The organism is Vibrio rubrogenes, assembly GCF_059641415.1.
Window position 1 is genome coordinate 1 of record NZ_JCARSY010000010.1, and the last position, 18,739, is coordinate 18,739.

At 46.9% G+C, this 18,739-nt stretch carries 19 protein-coding genes; 12 read left to right on the forward strand and 7 right to left on the reverse strand.

What is annotated here, in order from left to right:
- Nucleotides 1-391 precede the first annotated feature (391 nt).
- The 6 genes from metK to ruvX all read left to right on the forward strand — a co-directional run bounded on the left by metK (nt 392) and on the right by ruvX (nt 5,158).
- Nucleotides 392-1,546 carry a methionine adenosyltransferase gene (gene metK, locus AC55NX_RS09230; RefSeq protein ID WP_496995464.1) on the forward strand — a complete coding sequence of 385 codons (1,155 nt, stop codon included), beginning with the start codon at nt 392-394 and terminating at the stop codon, nt 1,544-1,546.
- A gap of 151 nt (nt 1,547-1,697) precedes the next feature.
- The gene (locus AC55NX_RS09235; protein ID WP_496995465.1) at nt 1,698-2,210 is read left to right on the forward strand and encodes a SprT family zinc-dependent metalloprotease; all 513 of its coding nucleotides are present in this window, start codon (nt 1,698-1,700) and stop codon (nt 2,208-2,210) included.
- A 164-nt stretch (nt 2,211-2,374) separates the two neighbouring features.
- Nucleotides 2,375-3,106, forward strand: coding sequence for a 16S rRNA (uracil(1498)-N(3))-methyltransferase (rsmE, locus tag AC55NX_RS09240; protein ID WP_496995466.1), 732 nt, complete (start codon nt 2,375-2,377; stop codon nt 3,104-3,106).
- A gap of 30 nt (nt 3,107-3,136) precedes the next feature.
- Nucleotides 3,137-4,084 (forward strand): glutathione synthase, encoded by a 948-nt coding sequence (gene gshB / locus AC55NX_RS09245; RefSeq protein ID WP_496995467.1) that lies wholly within the window; start codon nt 3,137-3,139, stop codon nt 4,082-4,084.
- Between the two features lie 41 nt (nt 4,085-4,125).
- On the forward strand, nt 4,126-4,689 hold the full coding sequence (locus AC55NX_RS09250) for a YqgE/AlgH family protein (protein ID WP_496995468.1): 564 nt from the start codon (nt 4,126-4,128) through the stop codon (nt 4,687-4,689).
- A 43-nt stretch (nt 4,690-4,732) separates the two neighbouring features.
- Nucleotides 4,733-5,158, forward strand: a complete 426-nt coding sequence (gene ruvX / locus AC55NX_RS09255) for a Holliday junction resolvase RuvX (RefSeq protein WP_496995469.1) — start codon at nt 4,733-4,735, stop codon at nt 5,156-5,158.
- A gap of 26 nt (nt 5,159-5,184) precedes the next feature.
- Here ruvX and AC55NX_RS09260 read toward each other — a convergent pair whose 3' ends face one another.
- Nucleotides 5,185-6,195 (reverse strand): type IV pilus twitching motility protein PilT, encoded by a 1,011-nt coding sequence (locus AC55NX_RS09260; protein ID WP_496995470.1) that lies wholly within the window; start codon nt 6,193-6,195, stop codon nt 5,185-5,187.
- A 152-nt stretch (nt 6,196-6,347) separates the two neighbouring features.
- On the opposite strand from AC55NX_RS09260, the gene AC55NX_RS09265 reads away from it, so the two are divergent.
- Genes AC55NX_RS09265 through yggU form a run of 4 tightly spaced genes read left to right on the forward strand, consistent with a single transcriptional unit; the run spans nt 6,348 to nt 8,799 of the window.
- Nucleotides 6,348-7,055: a YggS family pyridoxal phosphate-dependent enzyme gene (locus tag AC55NX_RS09265; protein ID WP_496995471.1), complete on the forward strand. Its 708-nt coding sequence runs from the start codon at nt 6,348-6,350 to the stop codon at nt 7,053-7,055.
- 26 nt (nt 7,056-7,081) lie between these two features.
- Complete coding sequence (gene proC / locus AC55NX_RS09270; RefSeq protein WP_496995472.1) at nt 7,082-7,903, forward strand: pyrroline-5-carboxylate reductase; 822 nt, start codon at nt 7,082-7,084, stop codon at nt 7,901-7,903.
- 51 nt (nt 7,904-7,954) lie between these two features.
- On the forward strand, nt 7,955-8,512 hold the full coding sequence (locus AC55NX_RS09275; protein WP_496995473.1) for a YggT family protein: 558 nt from the start codon (nt 7,955-7,957) through the stop codon (nt 8,510-8,512).
- Nucleotides 8,497-8,799: a DUF167 family protein YggU gene (yggU, locus tag AC55NX_RS09280; RefSeq protein WP_496995474.1), complete on the forward strand. Its 303-nt coding sequence runs from the start codon at nt 8,497-8,499 to the stop codon at nt 8,797-8,799. The genes AC55NX_RS09275 and yggU overlap by 16 nt, the downstream gene beginning before the upstream one ends.
- A 168-nt stretch (nt 8,800-8,967) precedes the next feature.
- On the opposite strand, the gene AC55NX_RS09285 is transcribed toward yggU, so the two are convergent.
- Genes AC55NX_RS09285 through AC55NX_RS09310 form a run of 6 tightly spaced genes read right to left on the reverse strand, consistent with a single transcriptional unit; the run spans nt 8,968 to nt 15,599 of the window.
- Nucleotides 8,968-10,098 (reverse strand): response regulator, encoded by a 1,131-nt coding sequence (locus tag AC55NX_RS09285; RefSeq protein ID WP_496995475.1) that lies wholly within the window; start codon nt 10,096-10,098, stop codon nt 8,968-8,970.
- Complete coding sequence (locus AC55NX_RS09290; RefSeq protein ID WP_496995476.1) at nt 10,091-13,258, reverse strand: PAS domain-containing hybrid sensor histidine kinase/response regulator; 3,168 nt, start codon at nt 13,256-13,258, stop codon at nt 10,091-10,093. The genes AC55NX_RS09285 and AC55NX_RS09290 overlap by 8 nt, the downstream gene beginning before the upstream one ends.
- A complete protein-coding gene (locus tag AC55NX_RS09295; protein ID WP_496995477.1) occupies nt 13,255-13,848 on the reverse strand; it encodes a SpoIIE family protein phosphatase in 594 nt (197 codons plus the stop codon). The genes AC55NX_RS09290 and AC55NX_RS09295 overlap by 4 nt, the downstream gene beginning before the upstream one ends.
- The gene (locus AC55NX_RS09300) at nt 13,838-14,302 is read right to left on the reverse strand and encodes an ATP-binding protein (RefSeq protein WP_496995478.1); all 465 of its coding nucleotides are present in this window, start codon (nt 14,300-14,302) and stop codon (nt 13,838-13,840) included. The genes AC55NX_RS09295 and AC55NX_RS09300 overlap by 11 nt, the downstream gene beginning before the upstream one ends.
- Entirely contained in the window at nt 14,295-14,669 is a 375-nt protein-coding gene (locus tag AC55NX_RS09305; RefSeq protein ID WP_496995479.1) for an STAS domain-containing protein, read from the reverse strand. Before AC55NX_RS09305 ends, AC55NX_RS09300 begins: the two co-directional genes overlap by 8 nt.
- A 12-nt stretch (nt 14,670-14,681) precedes the next feature.
- Nucleotides 14,682-15,599 (reverse strand): protoglobin domain-containing protein, encoded by a 918-nt coding sequence (locus AC55NX_RS09310; RefSeq protein WP_496995480.1) that lies wholly within the window; start codon nt 15,597-15,599, stop codon nt 14,682-14,684.
- Between the two features lie 411 nt (nt 15,600-16,010).
- Between AC55NX_RS09310 and AC55NX_RS09315 the strand changes: the two genes are divergently transcribed.
- Together AC55NX_RS09315 and AC55NX_RS09320 are read left to right on the forward strand one after the other, a co-directional pair.
- Nucleotides 16,011-17,957 (forward strand): M6 family metalloprotease domain-containing protein, encoded by a 1,947-nt coding sequence (locus AC55NX_RS09315; protein ID WP_496995481.1) that lies wholly within the window; start codon nt 16,011-16,013, stop codon nt 17,955-17,957.
- A gap of 225 nt (nt 17,958-18,182) precedes the next feature.
- On the forward strand, nt 18,183-18,695 hold the full coding sequence (locus AC55NX_RS09320; RefSeq protein WP_496995580.1) for a lipocalin family protein: 513 nt from the start codon (nt 18,183-18,185) through the stop codon (nt 18,693-18,695).
- The last annotated feature ends 44 nt before the right edge of the window (nt 18,696-18,739 follow it).

Here is an 18,739-nt window from a genome sequence, read left to right on the forward strand (position 1 = left end):
CGTTTTTGGGAAGACATGTCAGCTCCTGAAAGTCATAAAGCAAAAAATGAATAAAGTAGATTACGACGAAACAACACCGTATTTAAAAATACTATATTAAAAAAAGCACCATATTGTCGCAAAGCCCTTTCCTTGGCGCAATCGATTTACTGTCCTAATAAATGAGCCATCTGTCGCATATTTATCGTTATTTCCCCGAACGTAAAAATATTATGAACCCCGGATAAGCATCATGATGTTTATCGATCATAAAAAAAATGCTTGTAATTCCATTTATGCTGCATAGAATAGACGTCTAGATGTAAAAACATCTCTTGCGTTTAGCGCTTGTTTGCAAATAATTTCGAGTAAGTATTCAGTATGACTTGCTCATCATTTGAGTGGAGTTCTCATGACAAAGCATCTGTTTACTTCTGAATCCGTATCAGAAGGACATCCTGATAAAATTGCTGATCAAATTTCCGATGCCGTACTTGATGCGATTTTAGAACAAGACCCGAAAGCGCGTGTCGCCTGTGAAACCTATGTCAAAACAGGCATGGTTATGGTTGGCGGTGAAATCACGACCTCAGCTTGGGTTGATATTGAAGAATTAACCCGAACCACCGTCCGTGAAATTGGCTATACCCATTCAGACATGGGGTTCGATGCAGACTCTTGCGCGGTTTTAAATACCATCGGCAAACAGTCTCCTGATATCAATCAGGGTGTTGATCGCGCTGACCCGAAAGATCAGGGTGCCGGTGACCAAGGTATTATGTTCGGTTATGCAACCAACGAAACTGATGTGCTGATGCCAGCCCCAATCACTTACGCGCATCGCTTGGTTCAACGTCAGTCAGAAGTGCGTAAAAACGGCACGCTGCCATGGCTGCGTCCGGATGCGAAATCACAGGTCACTTTCCAATATAACGAAGGCAAAATCGTCGGTATCGATGCTGTCGTATTATCCACTCAGCACAGTGACTCGATTTCAACCGAATCACTGCGGGAAGCGGTGATGGAAGAAATCATCAAACCAACGCTTCCGGCCGAATGGCTAACCAAAGAGACCAAATATTTTATCAACCCAACCGGTCGTTTCGTCATCGGTGGCCCGATGGGTGACTGTGGTCTGACCGGACGTAAAATCATTGTCGATACATACGGTGGTGCAGCGCGTCACGGTGGCGGTGCTTTCTCCGGGAAAGATCCATCAAAAGTTGACCGTTCCGCTGCCTACGCAGCACGTTATGTTGCCAAAAACATCGTTGCAGCCGGTCTGGCTGATCGCTGTGAGATTCAACTCTCTTATGCGATCGGTGTAGCGGATCCGACATCAATCATGATTGAAACATTCGGCACCGAAAAAGTGGCGCAAGACATCATTATCGAAGCAGTTCGTCACTACTTCGACCTCCGTCCATACGGACTTCAGGAAATGCTCAATCTGTTACAGCCGATTTATAAAAAGACCGCAGCTTACGGTCACTTCGGCCGGGATGAATTCCCATGGGAAGCAACCGATAAAGCAGCATTACTGCGAGACTTTGCCGGTCTGAAATAAACCGGGTCTGTTCTTACACAGTATCATCTTTAACATCAGGCCCTCCATTCGGAGGGCTTGCTTATATGAGCAGAAACCGACATGATAAGTTGCTTGTATTGTTTCACGCCCTACAACTGAAATGACCCAAAACAGATAAAGGTAGAAAAACGTGTCAGCCTCGCCGATACCTGCTGAACTCCATACCCGGATCAATGCTCGGATCCACTCTTGTATTGAGCAAGCGTCGCGCTACTTTCAACATCCTTTCCCCCAACCGACGCTCAGCTATCAGTTACGTGGAAAAGCAGCCGGTAAAGCCTATTGCCATCTCTGGGAAGTTCGCTTAAACCCGGTGTTACTCCTTGAAAATCAAAGCGAGTTTTTACAACAAGTGATTCCCCATGAGATAGCCCACCTGCTGGTTCACCACCTGTATGGACGAGTCAGACCACATGGTGCCGAGTGGCAATCGGTAATGAAGCAGGTCTTCTGTTTACCGGCCGATACGACACACCAGTTTGATACACGTTCCGTGGCCGGAGAAACCTTTGTATACCATTGTCAGTGTCAGCAGTTTTCGCTGTCGATTCGTCGTCATCGGAAAGTACAGCGTCAGCAAGTCATCTATCGTTGTACTCTATGTCATCAACCACTGAGATATCATGGTGATCGGGATGAGTGATAAACTAAGTTTTTCCTTTTAGTTTTCAATTGTCCCTCTTGTAATTTAACGCCGCAGCGCCCATCTTATACCCAACAAAAGTGACAAGCCTTGATTGATGGGAAGCTTGTTGAAAACCATCCTGTCCACAAATCAGTTCAGGAAAAGTCGATTCAGGAAAATTTATGAGAATGCCCCGAATTTATCATCCGGAGAAAATCTCCCCCGCTCGTCCGGTGACATTAAGCGAAGATGCGGCCGGTCATGTCGGTCGTGTGCTAAGAATGCAAACAGGGCAGGAAATCTTATTGTTTGATGGGGATGGCTCTGAATATCCGGCCGTGTTGACCGAAGTCAGTAAAAAAGCTGTGACCGCGCAAGTCGGAGAAGCGGTCATTCGCGACAATGAATCCCCACTACACCTTCATCTTGGCCAAGTGATTTCTCGCGGCGACAAAATGGAATTTACCATTCAAAAATCCGTGGAGCTCGGTGTGAATATCATCACCCCGCTGTTGTCAGAACGATGTGGTGTCAAACTGGATCAAAAACGCTTTGAGAAAAAATTGCAGCAATGGCAAAAGGTTGTGATTGCTGCCTGTGAACAATGCGGACGCAATACGATTCCTGAGATCAGACCGATCATGTCACTGACAGAGTGGTGCAGCGAAGCAACTGAGGCGCTGAAACTGAATCTTCATCCTCGTGCATCGTATTCAATCAACACCCTGCCGACACCGGACAAAGGCATTCGGCTGTTAATCGGTCCGGAAGGTGGCTTGTCCGCTGAAGAAATTCAGATGACGAAACATCATCAATTTGAAGAAATATTACTCGGTCCCCGCGTACTCAGAACAGAAACGGCAGCCTTAACGGCGATTACCGCACTGCAAGTGCGTTTTGGTGACCTCGGCTAAATAGCCAATTGAATAGTTGGAGAATAAAAAATGATTAAACTAGGCGTTGTGATGGATCCGATTGAAGCGATCAACATCAAAAAAGACACCACTTTTGCAATGATGCTTGAGGCACAGCGTCGTGGCTATGAAGTTCATTACATCAGAATGGATGGGCTCCATTTGGATCAAGGCGTCGCTTATGCAGATACCCAAATTGTGCGTCTGCAGGAAGATCCGAACCACTGGTATGATATTCAGTCCAGCCAGAGTATTGCCCTGTCTGAGCTTGACGCGGTGCTGATGCGTAAAGATCCCCCGTTTGATACTGAATATATCTACGCCACCTATATTCTGGAAAGAGCCGAAGAACAAGGCACCCTGATCGTCAATAAACCGCAGAGCCTGCGTGATTGCAATGAGAAGCTGTTTACGGCTTGGTTCCCGGAATTGACACCAACCACCATCGTGACCCGCAAAGCGGAGAAAATCAAAGCCTTCCAACAACAGCACGGCGATATCATTCTCAAGCCATTAGATGGGATGGGTGGCGCTTCGATCTTCCGCGTGAAATCCGGCGATCCGAACCTTTCCGTCATTATTGAAACGCTGACCGACCAAGGTCAAAATTACTGTATGGCACAAACTTTCGTACCGGATATCAGTAATGGTGATAAACGTATCCTGGTCGTTGACGGAGAGCCGATGCCGTACTGTCTGGCCAGAATTCCCCCCAAAGGTGAAACGCGTGGCAATCTGGCAGCCGGTGGTACAGGAGAAGCACGGCCACTGACGGAAACCGATCGTCAGATCGCTGAAAAAATAGCGCCAGCGCTGAAGGAAAAAGGCCTAATCTTTGTCGGCCTCGATGTGATCGGTGATAAACTCACCGAAATTAACGTCACCAGCCCAACCTGTGTCCGGGAAATAGAAGCGAAATACAATATATCCATTACAGGGAAGCTCATGGACGCCATTGAACGGCGCGTAAAAGCATAAATGATGTCAGAGTTTCGCTCTGAATAATGAGGGCTCATCCGATGAATTTAACCAATCATTTTCTTGTGGCGATGCCGGGTATGCAGGATCCTTACTTCAAGAACAGTGTGATTTACATTTGTGAACACAATGAAGAAGGTGCAATGGGGCTAATGATTAATGCCCCTATTGATCTCACAGTAGAAACCATGCTGAAACAGGTCGATATCGACCCGCTTTATCCGCAGGAAAAGACCGATAGTCTGAAGAGCCCTGTTTTTAATGGCGGGCCGGTTTCTTCGGATCGGGGCTTTATTTTGCATCGCCCCAAAGATTACTACGAATCCAGCATGCAAATGACAAATGAGCTGAGTGTCACGACCTCAAAAGATATTCTGGCCGTGCTCGGCACTGATGCCGAACCGAGTCATTATCTGGTTGCACTCGGCTATTCCGGTTGGGAAGCCGGACAACTGGAGAGTGAACTGGCTGACAATTCCTGGCTGACCATTGAAGCCGATCCGGAAGTCATTTTTAACACCCCGATTCATGAGAAATGGGATCGTGCGGTCAAGAAACTGGGCATCACCCCGGCACAGCTCTCAATGATGGCCGGACACGCTTAATCCCCTCGTGGCTGAAGCGTATAAACAGAGTGAAAAATAAAACATGTCCAAAACAATCATGGCCTTTGATTATGGCACTAAAAGTATCGGCAGTGCGATCGGGCAGGAAATTACCGGCACCGCATCTCCTCTGAAAGCTTTTGCGGCGAAAGACGGTATTCCGAGATGGGAAGATATAGAAAAGCAGATTCTGGAATGGAAACCGGATCTGCTGATCGTGGGCTTACCGACTGATTTGCACGGCAAAGATTTGGAGACCATTACGCCGCGGGCGAAAAAGTTTGCCAACCGCCTGCATGGTCGTTTCGGTTTACCGGTTGAACTGCATGATGAACGTTTATCCACCACCGAAGCCCGCAGCACACTCTTTGAACATGGCGGCTTTCGCGCTCTGAAGAAAGGCAATGTGGACTGTCAGTCAGCGGTCATTATTCTGGAAAGCTGGTTTGAAGCACAGTGGGGCGAGTAATTTCCCCCACGTTTTCTTCATCTGTGTCACTGCTCTTCATTCGTATCCGGCAGAATCATCCCGAGATTCAATAAGCGCTGTCGATCTTGCGCCATGGTTCTCATCCCTCTGCCAGCCCCCGTCTGCATAACAGACTCGATCTGAGGCAGGCGGTTTTCCCGAATCAAATTCCGCACAGCCGAGGTTGCAGTCAACACTTCATAACAGCCGATACGTCCGCCCCCGACTTTAAGCAATAGCCGCTGGGCAATCACTGCCTGTAACGATTCGGCTAACACGGTGCGCACCCGACTCTGCTCATCAGCAGGAAAAACATCAATGATTCGATCAATCGATTGGGCAGCACTGCGGGTATGCAGCGTTGCCAACACCAAGAGTCCGGTTTCCGCAGCAGTCAGCGCTAACCGAATGGTTTCCGGATCCCGTAATTCACCGATCAGCAGCACATCCGGATCCGCTCTTAGTGCTGCACGTAATGCATCAGCAAAAGATCCACTGTCACGCCCGATTTCCCGGTGATGTACTAGGGACTGCCGAGAGTGATGGACAAACTCAACCGGATCTTCAATCGTCACAATATGCTTGCTATCACGGCTGTTGATCTCATCGACCATCGCAGCCAAGGTAGTCGATTTGCCGGAACCGGTAGCCCCTGTAACCAATACCAACCCCTGACGGTAGTGGCAAATATCGGCAACAATATCCGGTACATCAAGTGATGGCAGTGTCGGAATATCACTCGGAATATAACGTATCACCGCGGCATACCCACGACTTTGAACAAAGCGGTTAACCCGAAAGCGGCCATGCTCACTCTGATAACACCAGTCCGCTTCCTGGGCGAGCCGAAACGGTGCTCGCTGTGCCTCGCTCATCATCGATTCGGTCAGAGACAAAATCATCTGACTGGATAAAGTTTCACATTCCAACTTTCTCAATTCACCATCTATCCGTAACATAGGCGGATGACTTGCAGAAAGATGTAGATCAGAGGCGTTATGTTTTACACTGAGAGCCAATAACGTTGATATATCCATGGATTGATTCAGTCACTTGGTTTTTCATCGGGATTAAACTGTTTTCATCGGGAAAAAATGCATCGATTCAGCATTTATCCGCTGGCGGTGTTCTGCTTACAATGAACGGTTTACAATGAACCTTTTACAATTACCTGTTTAGATAAACAATTATGAGTACGATTGCACAAAACATTCAACATATCATGTCAGACATCGAGCGGGTTCAAGAAAAATGTGGACGTACTCGAAACTCTGTTCTTTTGCTGGCGGTCAGCAAAACCAAACCGGTCGAAGCGATCGCTGAAGCGATTCAAGCCGGACAGCTTGCCTTCGGAGAAAACTATGTGCAGGAAGGGGTCGAAAAAGTACAGTATTTCGCCCGACATGTGCAGGACAAGCCTCTAGAATGGCACTTTATCGGCCCGATACAGTCCAACAAGACACGTCTGGTTGCAGAGCACTTTGCATGGGTTCATACCATTGATCGAGAGAAAATCGCGCAACGTCTCAACGATCAACGACCGGCAGGAATGCCACCGCTTCAGGTGCTGATTCAGGTCAATACCAGCGGTGAAAACTCGAAGTCCGGTGCTGAAGAGCAAGAGATTTTTCAACTGGCCGCATTGATTTCTGCCCTCCCAAACCTCACTTTAAGAGGATTAATGTCGATTCCGGAAAATGTGCCGGACTATGACGCTCAACTGGCTGCATTTAAGAAATTGACCACACTGAAAGTAAAACTACAAGAAATCTATCCCGAAGTGGATACGCTTTCCATGGGAATGAGCGGAGATATGGAAGCTGCGATTGCAGCAGGTAGTACCATCGTCAGAATCGGAACCGCCATTTTTGGTGCCCGAGATTATTCAAATACCTGACGCCAAGAAACTAAGGAAAACTATCTATGGAACAAAGACAGATCGCCTTCATCGGTGCCGGAAATATGGCAAAAGCGATCATTGCAGGGCTAGTCGGTAGCGGATATCCCGCGACACAAATCACAGCAACAGCCCCGTCCGAACGGCATTTGTTACCGCTGGCGAACGATTATGGCATCCGGACATCACACGATAACTATCAAGTCGTACAGCAGGCAGATGTGGTTATTCTTGCAGTCAAACCTCAGCTGATGGCTGATGTTTGCCGTCACTTTCAGGATATTGATTTGTCCCAAAAACTGGTGATTTCTATCGCTGCCGGCATCACTTGTCAGCGTTTGAGTGACATGCTCAACGCACCGAGTCTCAACCTGATTCGGGTGATGCCCAATACACCATCCTTGATCAATCAAGGGATGAGCGGGTTATTTGCTACCGCATCAGTGACAAAAACGGATCAAGCGTTTACTACTAAACTGTTTCAATCTGTCGGAGAGGTCTGTTGGGTCAATCAGGAATCGCAGATGAATGGGATTATTGCCGCAGCCGGCAGTGCACCCGCCTATTTTTTCCTCTTCATGGAAGCGATGCAAAAAGAAGCGATCGCGCAAGGATTTGATGCAGAAACGGCCCGCCTGCTGGTTCAACAAAGTGCCGTTGGCGCAGCGGCAATGGTCAAAGCGAATCCGGATACCGACTTAACCACGCTCAGAGAACAAGTCACGTCAAAAGGTGGTACGACTGCTGAAGCAATCCGTACCTTCAATGAACATGAACTTGCTGAAGTGGTTGCACAAGCAATGCAAGCTGCGGTAAAACGTGCCGAAGCTATGGAAAAACAATTTTAATCATCATGACGGATAGACCGAGACGGCATATCCACAAATTAAGGGCAACTTATGAATTCAATGAGTTTTCTAATCTCTACCCTATTTGACCTGTACATTATGGTCGTGCTCATGCGTCTCTGGCTTCAGGCCGCTCGCGCAGATTTTTATAATCCGTTTTCCCAGTTTGTGGTGAAAGCAACTCAGCCGATCGTCGGCCCGCTGCGCCGAATTATTCCGTCAATCGGCAACATTGATTTGGCAACGGTATTATTTGCCTATGTACTGTGCGTACTGAAATTCACTATCCTTGTAATGATCGCTTCCGGCGGAGCAGCGGGATTCAGTAGCTACTTTTTATTCTTAGGTCTGCTTGCACTGCTCAAAGCGGCTGGCGGATTGCTGTTCTGGGTGTTGTTGATTCGCGCGATTCTGAGCTGGGTCAGTCAAGGCAGAAGCCCAATTGAATATGTCTTCATCCAAATTACAGAACCGTTCCTGATGCCGGTCAGAAAAATTTTGCCGGATCTGGGGGGCATTGATTTGAGCGTGCTCGTTGTTTTCATTCTCTTGCAGTTTATTAACATCATGGTCGGTGACTTTATCGGTCCGGTATGGCATCAGCTGTAATGACAGCGGTCTGTCAGGAAGGAGCGGATATCATCCTGAGGCTGTACATTCAGCCCAAAGCCAGTCGTGACAATATTGTGGGGTTACATGGCGATGAACTCAAAATCGCCATCACCGCACCGCCAGTCGATGGTAAAGCCAATGCCCATCTGATTAAGTTTTTATCCAAGCAATTTAAAGTTGCGAAAAGTGATATTGATATTGAAAAAGGGGAGCTGGGCAGGCATAAGCAAATCCGAATCCACTCCCCGGGCCAAATACCTCAGGCTATCCAACCGTTGTTGTGATAGTTCTGAGCCTGTAGACTGAGCAATATTCTCCCGCCATTGAATGCCCTCACACCAGCCACTGCAACGTAACAAATAATATACATCAAAACACATCAAAATTTTGTTCGTATACAACCGTAAGTAGAGCCTTGAGCGCAAACATCAATCAACGACAAAACGCTCCTGTCAGCTCTCGTCCGGATTCAAGAATGGAAACGAGGCTTCATGAAAACCCTCGTCTCTGTAGGTTTGGGCAATCGCCTTAAACTGTTGTTCAATTGCCAGAAAAGCCGCCACAATTGCGGGTTCAAAATGTGTCCCCGAACCTTTTTTGATGATACTGACCGCTTTCTCATGAGGAAATGCCGGTTTATAAACTCGTTCAGAGATCAATGCGTCGTAAACATCGGCTAAAGCCATCAAACGGGCGCTGAGCGGAATCTCATATTCTTTCAATCCCAACGGATAACCAGTGCCATCCCATTTTTCCTGATGACTCATAGCAATTTCCTTGGCAAATTGCAGAAAATCACATTTGAAATCAATCGCAGACTCCACAGAAGCAATCACATTACGACCAATCTCAGTATGTTTTTTCATAATCTCGAATTCGTCGTCAGTCAGTTTGTCAGACTTCAGTAGAATCGCATCGGGGATTCCCACTTTCCCGATGTCATGTAAGGGAGCTGACTTAAATAAATTCTCAATCGTATCGGGGGTCAACTGTTCCAAATAGAGCCCTTGTCGGACTAATTCTTCCGCCAGATATTTGATGTAATGTTGAGTTCTGCGAATATGATTACCCGTTTCGTTATCTCTGGTTTCTGCCAACGAGGCCATCGCTTCAATCGTGGCATTCTGCAAGCTTTCCAAATGGCGAGTTCGCTCCCGAACCCGATCCTCCAAAATGTGATTTTGGCTCGCAAGATCGGACATTGCCTGCTTCAGACGCAAATGCGTATGGACTCTGGCAAGTAAAATCGGCGGACTGATCGGTTTGAGAATATAGTCAACAGCCCCGACATCAAATCCTCGCTGTTCGTCTGCTATCTGCGATTTTGCCGTCAGAAAAATAACCGGAACCGCCTGCGTTCGCACATCAGATTTCAGATAGCGGCACACCTCATAGCCATCCATTTCCGGCATCATGATATCGAGCAAAACAATATCCGGAAGATGTTTCTGGCACACTTTTATCGCCTGTTCACCTCTTGTGGTGATCAAGACATGAAAATAGGGCTTTAACACTTCTGCTAACAAAGCACGATTCTCGGCATTGTCATCAACAATGAGTACCGTATCTCGTCCATCATCCATTCTCTTCTTCCCCTGTCATCATCGAAAGATCGAGTGGATAAATACTGATTGCTTTTTTGAGTGCCTCGCTTGCCGCTTCAAAGTCACAGTCGTGAATATACTGACAACAGGCATCAAATGACGCGGATGTTAATACTGTCTTGAGGAACGGATAATGCTCATCAAAATACTCAACCGCATAATTATCGTACGCTTCTAAAAAGGATACTAACTGGTGAATCACTGTGATATGCGCTTGTGTCAGAGAATTCTCTTGCTGTGCAGCAGGCTCCGGACGCTTGAGTGTCTGACATAATGCGGGAACCAATTGTGCGATGTGTTTTTCAGCCTCACGCAATATCGCAGCCAGCGCATCATCCCCCTCTTCATGCTTAATTGCCATTTCAATCCGGGCTGCAATGTCGGAAAGCAGCATCAGTCCGAGATTCGCGGCAGAACCTTTCAAGGTATGCGCCATCAGAATTGCTTGGGCCCGTTCCTCTTGCTCTAACGCAGTTTGAATACGAGGCACGATATCATGTTCTTTATCGATCAACTGAGAGAGCAACCGCTGATAAAGCTGTTCATTGCCAGCCACTCTCATGAGCCCATTGCGGTAATCCAAAAAAGAGAGTTTTCCTAACTGAGACAGTGATGATTGAGCCAAGGCGAGCATTCGGGTCGAAATTTGATCCTGTGGGGAATCAACCGCAGCAGGCTGTTCGGTATGACACCATTTTTGAATAGTGCTCAACAGGACATTCGGATCAATCGGTTTAGAAATATGATCATTCATTCCCAAACCGAAACAGCGCTCCCGCTCCTCAACCATCGCATGAGCCGTCATCGCAATCAAAGGAATATCGTCATAGGCCGGATTGCTGCGAATGCGTTCACTGGCTTCATAACCATCCATGACTGGCATTTGTAAATCCATAAAAATAATATCAAACCGCAGGTCATCATCCAGAGACTGCGCTAACAGTGAGAGAGCTTCCCGGCCATGATTGGCAACCGTCACGTCCAACCCCCATCCTTCCATCAACTCCAGTGCAATCTGTTGATTGATATCATTATCCTCAACCAACAACACCCGAATCCCTATCAGATCGTCCTGAAGTCTGGCAAAACGATCCGCTGACGAACGATGCGATAAATGTTCTGAAGGCCCAAATAGTGTCACCAGCAAATCGAACAGTTTCGATTGTCCGACCGGCTTAGACAAATAACCGGATAATTGCAGCTCCTCGGTCACATGAGCGAGTTCATCTTTGTCATAGGCAGTCACCATCACAATATAGGGCTGATGCTCCTGTGGCACAGTCTGGCGAATTTTGCGACAGGTCTCGATCCCATCCATATCCGGCATATTCCAGTCCATCAACACGAGATTGATCGGTTTCTCTGCTGCCATTGATGCATCAATTTGTGCCAGCGCTTCATCAGCGTGATTCACTAATATCGGTTTATGCGGTAGAACATCGAGCATATCGCCCATGATCATTAAGGCATGTTCATTGTCATCGACCACCAGCACCCGAATGCCGTCCAGCGTATTGGGCAACCCTTCTGAAACGGTCCGGGCGCCGCGGTTTGCTTTCAGCCAGACATCAAAAATAAAGTGGCTCCCTTTACCCGGCTCACTTTCAACCCGAATGCTACCGCCCATCAACTCAACCAGACGCTGACAGATAGACAGCCCCAATCCCGTACCGCCATACTTGCGAGTCGTACTGCCATCAGCCTGAGTAAATGCCGTGAATAATTGTTCTACCTGCTCAGGCCCCATCCCAATCCCTGTATCTGAAACGATAAACTCCAACTGAATTTGCTCCGCTTGTCGTTCCACTTCTCTCACAGAAACTGAAATCTCCCCCTGTTCAGTAAATTTCACCGCATTGTTGACCAGATTAATAATGACCTGTCCCAATCTCAGTGGATCACCACATAACTTTTTCGGCAGCCCTCTCGGCACGGAAAACAGCAGTTCCAACCCTTTATCAAACGCTTTCTGACCATTAATCATGGATACATTGTGGAAAACATCGTCCAGTTCAAAACTGACATTCTCAATGGTCAACTTCCCGGCTTCAATTTTACTGAAATCGAGAATGTCATTGATGATACCCAATAGCAGTGATGCTGAATTATGAATTTTAGACAGATAATCATGTTGTTTTGTCGTTAGGTTTGTCTTTAAGGCTAAATGAGACATGCCGATAATTGCGTTCATCGGCGTTCTGATTTCATGGCTCATATTGGCCAGAAACATCGATTTAACTTTCAGTGCTTCTTCTGCCTTTTCCCGCGCGTCATACAACTCATTTTCGACTATCTTACGCGCAGAAACATCACGTAAAAATAAGGCTCCCTGACAGCGGTCATTGAGCATAAAAATGGTCACGCCCAAATCCACCGGGATCATCACACCGGACTTGGTATACGTTTCAACCTCAAAAAATTCGCCATACACTCTGGCCTGATCTTGAATCGATAGTGGTGGCTGTAAGACCTCTGCCAACGTCTCCGGTATCACCATTTTCAACAATTCGGTACAATCCTTACCTAAAACATCTTGGCTCCGGTATTGATAAATCTCTTCTGCCGTTTGATTCCATAGCTGGATTTTACCCTGCTCATCGACGATCACTACGCTTGATGGCGCACCATCAATAATCGTCCGCGCAAAAGCTTCACTGTCTTGTAAATCCTGCGTTCGTCGTGCGATCTCTTGCTCCAATCCAACCTGATGTTGTGCCAGCTGCTGGTTTTTATACTGCAATTCATTCATCAGCTCATCACGACTCTTCTCGCGTAATTGATCTGCCAACTGTTCGAATTCAAACTCTGTCGGCAGATAATTCGCAGCACATGGGACCGACCAACAGATCGCCTGTCCGTTCTGTTCAATCATCAGGCCGGGGATAGCAAATGTTCTTGGTTCAACCGGTTCGGGGATCAAACACCTCACGACGAACCGATCTTGTTGAAAGACGAAATCGATCGAGCACTCACCGAAAGAGTCCAGTAAACGCAGTACGAATTCAGCACTCATCAGCATGAAATAATCCTGCTGATCAGGACTAAAACGGTAACAACTGAAGATAGCCTGAAATTTTCGTCGGATCGCCAGTTTACTGATATTGTCGTTATAGACAGAGCATCGGATCAATTCATTCATACTTTGTACTCCAGCACCATCACGGTAATATCATCATGTGGTTTGCCGAAATGTTCGACCAAAAATGAAGCAAACTGCGGCAGCGGGCGATACTGAACAAAATGGCACTGTCGCAGATCCAAATTTTCCTTAATCCCGTCAGTAGTCAATAAGAAACGTTCATTGTTGCCAAATAAGCCTTGAAACACATTCAATGTCGGGATCATCTCACCGACAACTCCCGGCTGAGCGAAATAGGAGATCCAGTCATCGCCACACTTTCTCATCAGCGTATTACCGACACCGACGCCCTGAAAACATCGCGTCTGAATGTCAAAAGAAACCAATGTCACAGCTGCGCCCAAACTACCGCGAAAATAATCATGCATCTGCTTAAGTAGTTGTGGGAGTTGATCGGATAGCTGGGTAGTGAAATAACCGTCGAGATAGCCTTCCATCTCTCGAGCCAAACGAGCTGCTTCCGGTCCGTGCCCTAACACATCAATAATCGCAACCATCAAACCGGCGTCATTTTCCCGCACCAACAAACCATCTCCGGACTCAGACTCCCCCAGACAGGGGATGCAGCGAGAATACCATTCAAACGGCATCGTCCCTCCCCCATTTGATGACACTCACGATCGTCCCGCGTCTGGCTGTGTCTGACGCTTCTGTAAACGATTGGATCTCAAATTGATCGACCATTCTTTGCACACCCGGTAATCCCATCCCTAAAGAGCCGCCGGTTGAAAAATGCTCCGCCATCGCCTGTTCAATGTGAGGAATTCCCGGCCCTAAATCCCGGGCAACCACCCGTATACCGTGTTCAGATCTTAATTCGAACTCGCGCAGCATTTCAGCCAGTTCGATGCGACCACTGCCCGCATACTTGACAATATTGGTTGCCAGCTCAGAAACAATCGTGGCAATTTCACTCGTCGCTGTCGGAGAAAAATTGAGCTGCTGGGCAAACGCAAATGTCCCCATCACAGCCGTCATAACATCTGCTTCACAGCCAATAGAGTAAATATTCCCCAACGCCTTAACCGAGACCGGATCATCCATTGCTGCGCTCCTTTGGCTCCCGGAGCGACATCAGCCCTTGATCCAAATCCGCAGCACAGCATAATGCTGACGTATCAACCCCCAAATTCATCAAGCCCATAACAATTCCCGGCCTGAAACCGACAAAGATGCATTGCCGCCCCATTACCTGAACATTCAGGGATATCCGGATCAGCGCTTCAATATCTTGTCGATCCAACGTTTTTACGTCAGACATATCAATCAATACACCTTGGATATAATTTGCAGAAATCCGGCTCAAAAGTTCATTGCAAAAATCAGTAAGAACACCAGCCGAAAGATCCGCCTGAATAGACGCAACAAGTGCATGTTTGAGCCGACTAATCGCAATCGATTCCCGCATCATTGCGCTCCTGAATTATTCCGAAAACTGATTCAACGATGTCACATTGAGGCCGATCATCTGAAACGCGTATTCAAGCGCATCTCTGAGCGTTGCATTAGCTTGCACCTCACCGACATTAATCCCTAGCTGAACCATCGTCTGAGCAATTGAAGGAGAAACACCGGAAACTAAACAGGTACACCCCATCAATTTGGTTGCTTTGGTGATTTTAATAAAATGGTTGGCAACTGCGGTATCCACAACCGCCACCCCGGAAATATCCATAATGAAAATCTTGGCCCGGTTGACGGAAATCTTATTCAAAACTGCGGCCATAATATCTTGGGCTCGCTTTGAATCGATAATCCCGACCAACGGCAGCATCAGGATATCCTGCCAAATCATGGTGACCGGTGTGGACATTGCCAGCAGCGCCTTACTCTGCTCGGAAAAGCGCTTATTAATCAAACGGGAATAGGTTTCAACGACGATCGTGGTATCCATATGGAGCAATTTCATAAATGCGGTCACATAGGCGTTATATGTATCGGTCTCCATCGAATCATCGTATAATTTTTGCGTAAAAATCAGCATTGAGGTATTCATGCCGGCAAAATAGATCGGCAGCGGTAAGCCAACGCGAGCATGAACTTCCCCCACATCCCGGCGCTCCTGAACATAGTTATCATCAATATTGGCTTTGAAAAATGCGGTCCAGTAACGGATTTGTGAATCCTGAACATAGCGTAACTGCCCCGGATCACCGAAAAACTGAGCATATTCAGGGAGCTTTTCCAACCAGATATAAAAGTGTTTGACGTATTCCCCCAGCTTCGGAATCATCATCTGCCCGAATTGGCGAATGAGCTCTAAATCTTCATCCGTTACGTCATGTAAGCGCAACAGCGATTGTGCATCTTTCATCTGTGTGAGTTGAACATCCGGCGACATACGTAAACTCCCTTACTCATCGGTGAGCTCCTATTCTGCATCTCTGCATCGTTCAGCACAGCCTTCGGCAACAAATAGAAGCACATGTACAGACTCTAATCATAGTCTATAAATTCGCCACGCCGGCACAAATGGATCACAAGTCACCAAGAAATAGGTAACCTCTATATTCACTCATCCTACCACTTGATATTTATTTGCTATTTCGTCACGTTAATTATTAATAACTCATACCTATATTTATACTTATATAAATAAAGTGGAGTGTATTTTTTAAGTTCTCCCAATAAGAAAATTATTTCTATGGATATATCAATCGAATAAATAAAAACCCTTCGATAAAATCCCTCCCCTTGATACAATTTGCATACCACAATAATGAAACGTTATTTCAAAAAAAGAGCATTTATTATGAAGTTAAAAAAAACCATTGGTTTAATGAGTTTGTACTTAATTTGCCAACCTGCTTTTTCGGCAATTCCTTATCATGGCTATCAGTATGATTACACTCAGCCCAATGGCGATGTCATTACTCTCACTCTCGAAGGGAATGACTATTATGCCGAACAAAGAACCCCATCCGGTCAGCTGGTAATTTATGATAAACAACTGGGTGGTCTGGCTTACGCGAAGGTGTCAGATGATGGTACAAGGCTTGTTTCTAAAGGAGAATTGGTTACTCAGGCAAAAGAGCAGCTCGAACAGAATCTGAGAAACAGTCTTCATTCATCTGTTCTTTCTCAGACCGAACAACAGCCGGGCTTATCCGCTAAAGCGCGCGCCAAAATAGCACAAGAAAACCGCGATAAATTATTACATATTCCGGAAGATGTCAGTCATATCGCAACATCATTAGTACAAACTGCCGATTCATCCAGCAATATTACCGGTGATGTTCAGGGATTAACAATATTAATTGACTTCCCTGATGACCGACAAGAAATTAGCCGTTCAGACGTTGAAAGTTTCTTAAATGATTTAAATTATAAAGGATATGGTAATTTCCAATCCATCCGCGGCTATTTCCGTTCAGTATCGGGTGGGAAGCTGGATTATATCAATACCGTAAGTTCGTACTACACTGCCAAACATAACAAATCTTATTATACCGATCCTAATCTTGACTTCGGCATCCGGGCACAAGAGCTGATTCATGAAGCATTAGAGTGGCTGGAATACCAACAAGGATTCGATTTCTCAACCTTAACCACCGATCGCTACGGCCGAATCAAAGGGCTCAATATTTTCTACGCGGGAGATTCAAACAGCGCTTGGTCGACAGGCCTGTGGCCGCACATGGGCGGTGTGAACCCACAATTCTGTGCTGATGGTGTTTGTACCAATGCCGCACAGATGTCAGATATGGGCAGCAGCTTATCGATCGGTACCTTCGCCCATGAATCAGGACACCTGATTGCAGAATGGCCTGATCTCTATGACTACGACGGCAGCTCAAACGGTTCTGTTGGGCAGTATGGCATCATGGGTTACGGCAGTACCAATCCCCGCTCAATGCTACACCCGGTGCCACCGGTTGCCCCACTGCGTGAAAAGGCTGGATGGGAAACCGTCATTGAACTTAACCCGGCAGTAAACCCCAATGCACCGACTGGACGTATCTCTGCAACATCCGGCAGCAATACATCCTACAAGTGGTCTAACCCGAATAATCCGGCAGAATCCTTCTTTATGGAAGCGATTCATCAAACCGGACAAAATACCGAACAACTGGGTAGCGGGCTGGCCATCTGGCACGTTGATCCACAAGGGAATAACTCCGATGAATGGCACCCTTACATCCAGATGGAACATGCGGATGGCAACCGTGATCCTGAGTATCTGCGCAACCGCGGTGATGCCTATGATGTTTATGGTCAGTATGGTGAGTTCTCTGCAATCTATCCCAATGACCAGACATCCAGAGGCACCAACTCATTATGGTGGGATGGTCATGATTCGGGCCTGAGCATCAGTGATATCTCACAACCGGCTCAAACCATATCATTTTCTATCTCAGGAGACGATGGCAATGGTGGTGGCAACGGTGACCCCTCAACACAAACTAAAGTGTATACCAACACCATTACACAAGGTGGATACACTGCCGAGCCGAACAACCAAGCATTCCGTTATGAAGGCGGCACTATCAACGCGACACTGGTCGGCCCTGACGGGACAGACTTCGACCTGAAACTATTCCGCTGGGATGGTAATAACTGGCAGCAAGTCGCAGCTTCTGAAGAGCCGGAATCCAGAGAGCAGATCATCTATACCGCTGATGCAAGTTTCTACTACTTCCAGATTTATGCTTACAACGGCTCAGGCCAGTACAATCTGACGGTCACGCTTGATCAGTAATGGCAGTACAGTGGTGGATACAGTGTTGTCCCATCAAAAGCGGTACTCAGTACCGCTTTTCTTATTCGCCCAACCACCGATATAAACACCATACAAGACAGAAAAAAACGTTCATATCGATCATCCTTCGCACACCCCGGTGAATCAGCTATGATCACAACATCATTCACGATTCCGGCAACTCAAGCCGAACGACACTTAAGCACTCAACGACAAGGGACGGTTATGAAAAAATTACTGCTGATGTTGGTTACGCTCACATTAACGGGATGTCTCGGAATGCCGGAAACAGTTCAACCGGTTTCTAATTTCGACGTTCAGCATTATCTGGGTAAATGGTACGAAATCGCCCGTTTAGATCATTCGTTTGAAGCCGGACTCACCCATGTGACCGCAGAGTATACTCCCAGAGATGACGGTGGCATTTCGGTGTTAAACCGTGGTTTTTCAGCCACTGAAAAAAAATGGGAAGAAGCGCGGGGGAAAGCGTATTTTGTTAATAGTGACTCCGAAGGCTATTTAAAAGTCTCATTCTTTGGCCCGTTTTACGGCTCCTACGTGATCTTTGCGCTTGATGATGACTATCGCTATGCCTTTATCTCCGGCCCGGACACCGATTACCTGTGGCTGCTGGCTCGCACCCCGACCGTTGATCAGCAAGTGATCGAGCAATTTATCCGTACGGCAAAAGAACGGGGCTTTGATACCGATCGTTTGATTTTGGTTGATCAGCAGTGAGCGGCTGCCTGTGAAAACGGTTAGACCATCAACAAACAGGCCCG

Excerpts from the sequence above, each read along its gene's own strand:
- metK (WP_496995464.1), top strand. The coding sequence starts at position 392 with ATGACAAAGCATCTGTTTACTTCTGAATCCGTATCAGAAGGACATCCT.
- rsmE (WP_496995466.1), top strand. The coding sequence starts at position 2,375 with ATGAGAATGCCCCGAATTTATCATCCGGAGAAAATCTCCCCCGCTCGT.
- gshB (WP_496995467.1), top strand. The coding sequence starts at position 3,137 with ATGATTAAACTAGGCGTTGTGATGGATCCGATTGAAGCGATCAACATC.
- AC55NX_RS09250 (WP_496995468.1), top strand. The coding sequence starts at position 4,126 with ATGAATTTAACCAATCATTTTCTTGTGGCGATGCCGGGTATGCAGGAT.
- ruvX (WP_496995469.1), top strand. The coding sequence starts at position 4,733 with ATGTCCAAAACAATCATGGCCTTTGATTATGGCACTAAAAGTATCGGC.
- AC55NX_RS09260 (WP_496995470.1), bottom strand. The coding sequence starts at position 6,195 with ATGGATATATCAACGTTATTGGCTCTCAGTGTAAAACATAACGCCTCT.
- AC55NX_RS09265 (WP_496995471.1), top strand. The coding sequence starts at position 6,348 with ATGAGTACGATTGCACAAAACATTCAACATATCATGTCAGACATCGAG.
- proC (WP_496995472.1), top strand. The coding sequence starts at position 7,082 with ATGGAACAAAGACAGATCGCCTTCATCGGTGCCGGAAATATGGCAAAA.
- AC55NX_RS09275 (WP_496995473.1), top strand. The coding sequence starts at position 7,955 with ATGAATTCAATGAGTTTTCTAATCTCTACCCTATTTGACCTGTACATT.
- yggU (WP_496995474.1), top strand. The coding sequence starts at position 8,497 with ATGGCATCAGCTGTAATGACAGCGGTCTGTCAGGAAGGAGCGGATATC.
- AC55NX_RS09285 (WP_496995475.1), bottom strand. The coding sequence starts at position 10,098 with ATGGATGATGGACGAGATACGGTACTCATTGTTGATGACAATGCCGAG.
- AC55NX_RS09290 (WP_496995476.1), bottom strand. The coding sequence starts at position 13,258 with ATGAATGAATTGATCCGATGCTCTGTCTATAACGACAATATCAGTAAA.
- AC55NX_RS09295 (WP_496995477.1), bottom strand. The coding sequence starts at position 13,848 with ATGCCGTTTGAATGGTATTCTCGCTGCATCCCCTGTCTGGGGGAGTCT.
- AC55NX_RS09300 (WP_496995478.1), bottom strand. The coding sequence starts at position 14,302 with ATGGATGATCCGGTCTCGGTTAAGGCGTTGGGGAATATTTACTCTATT.
- AC55NX_RS09305 (WP_496995479.1), bottom strand. The coding sequence starts at position 14,669 with ATGATGCGGGAATCGATTGCGATTAGTCGGCTCAAACATGCACTTGTT.
- AC55NX_RS09310 (WP_496995480.1), bottom strand. The coding sequence starts at position 15,599 with ATGTCGCCGGATGTTCAACTCACACAGATGAAAGATGCACAATCGCTG.
- AC55NX_RS09315 (WP_496995481.1), top strand. The coding sequence starts at position 16,011 with ATGAAGTTAAAAAAAACCATTGGTTTAATGAGTTTGTACTTAATTTGC.
- AC55NX_RS09320 (WP_496995580.1), top strand. The coding sequence starts at position 18,183 with ATGAAAAAATTACTGCTGATGTTGGTTACGCTCACATTAACGGGATGT.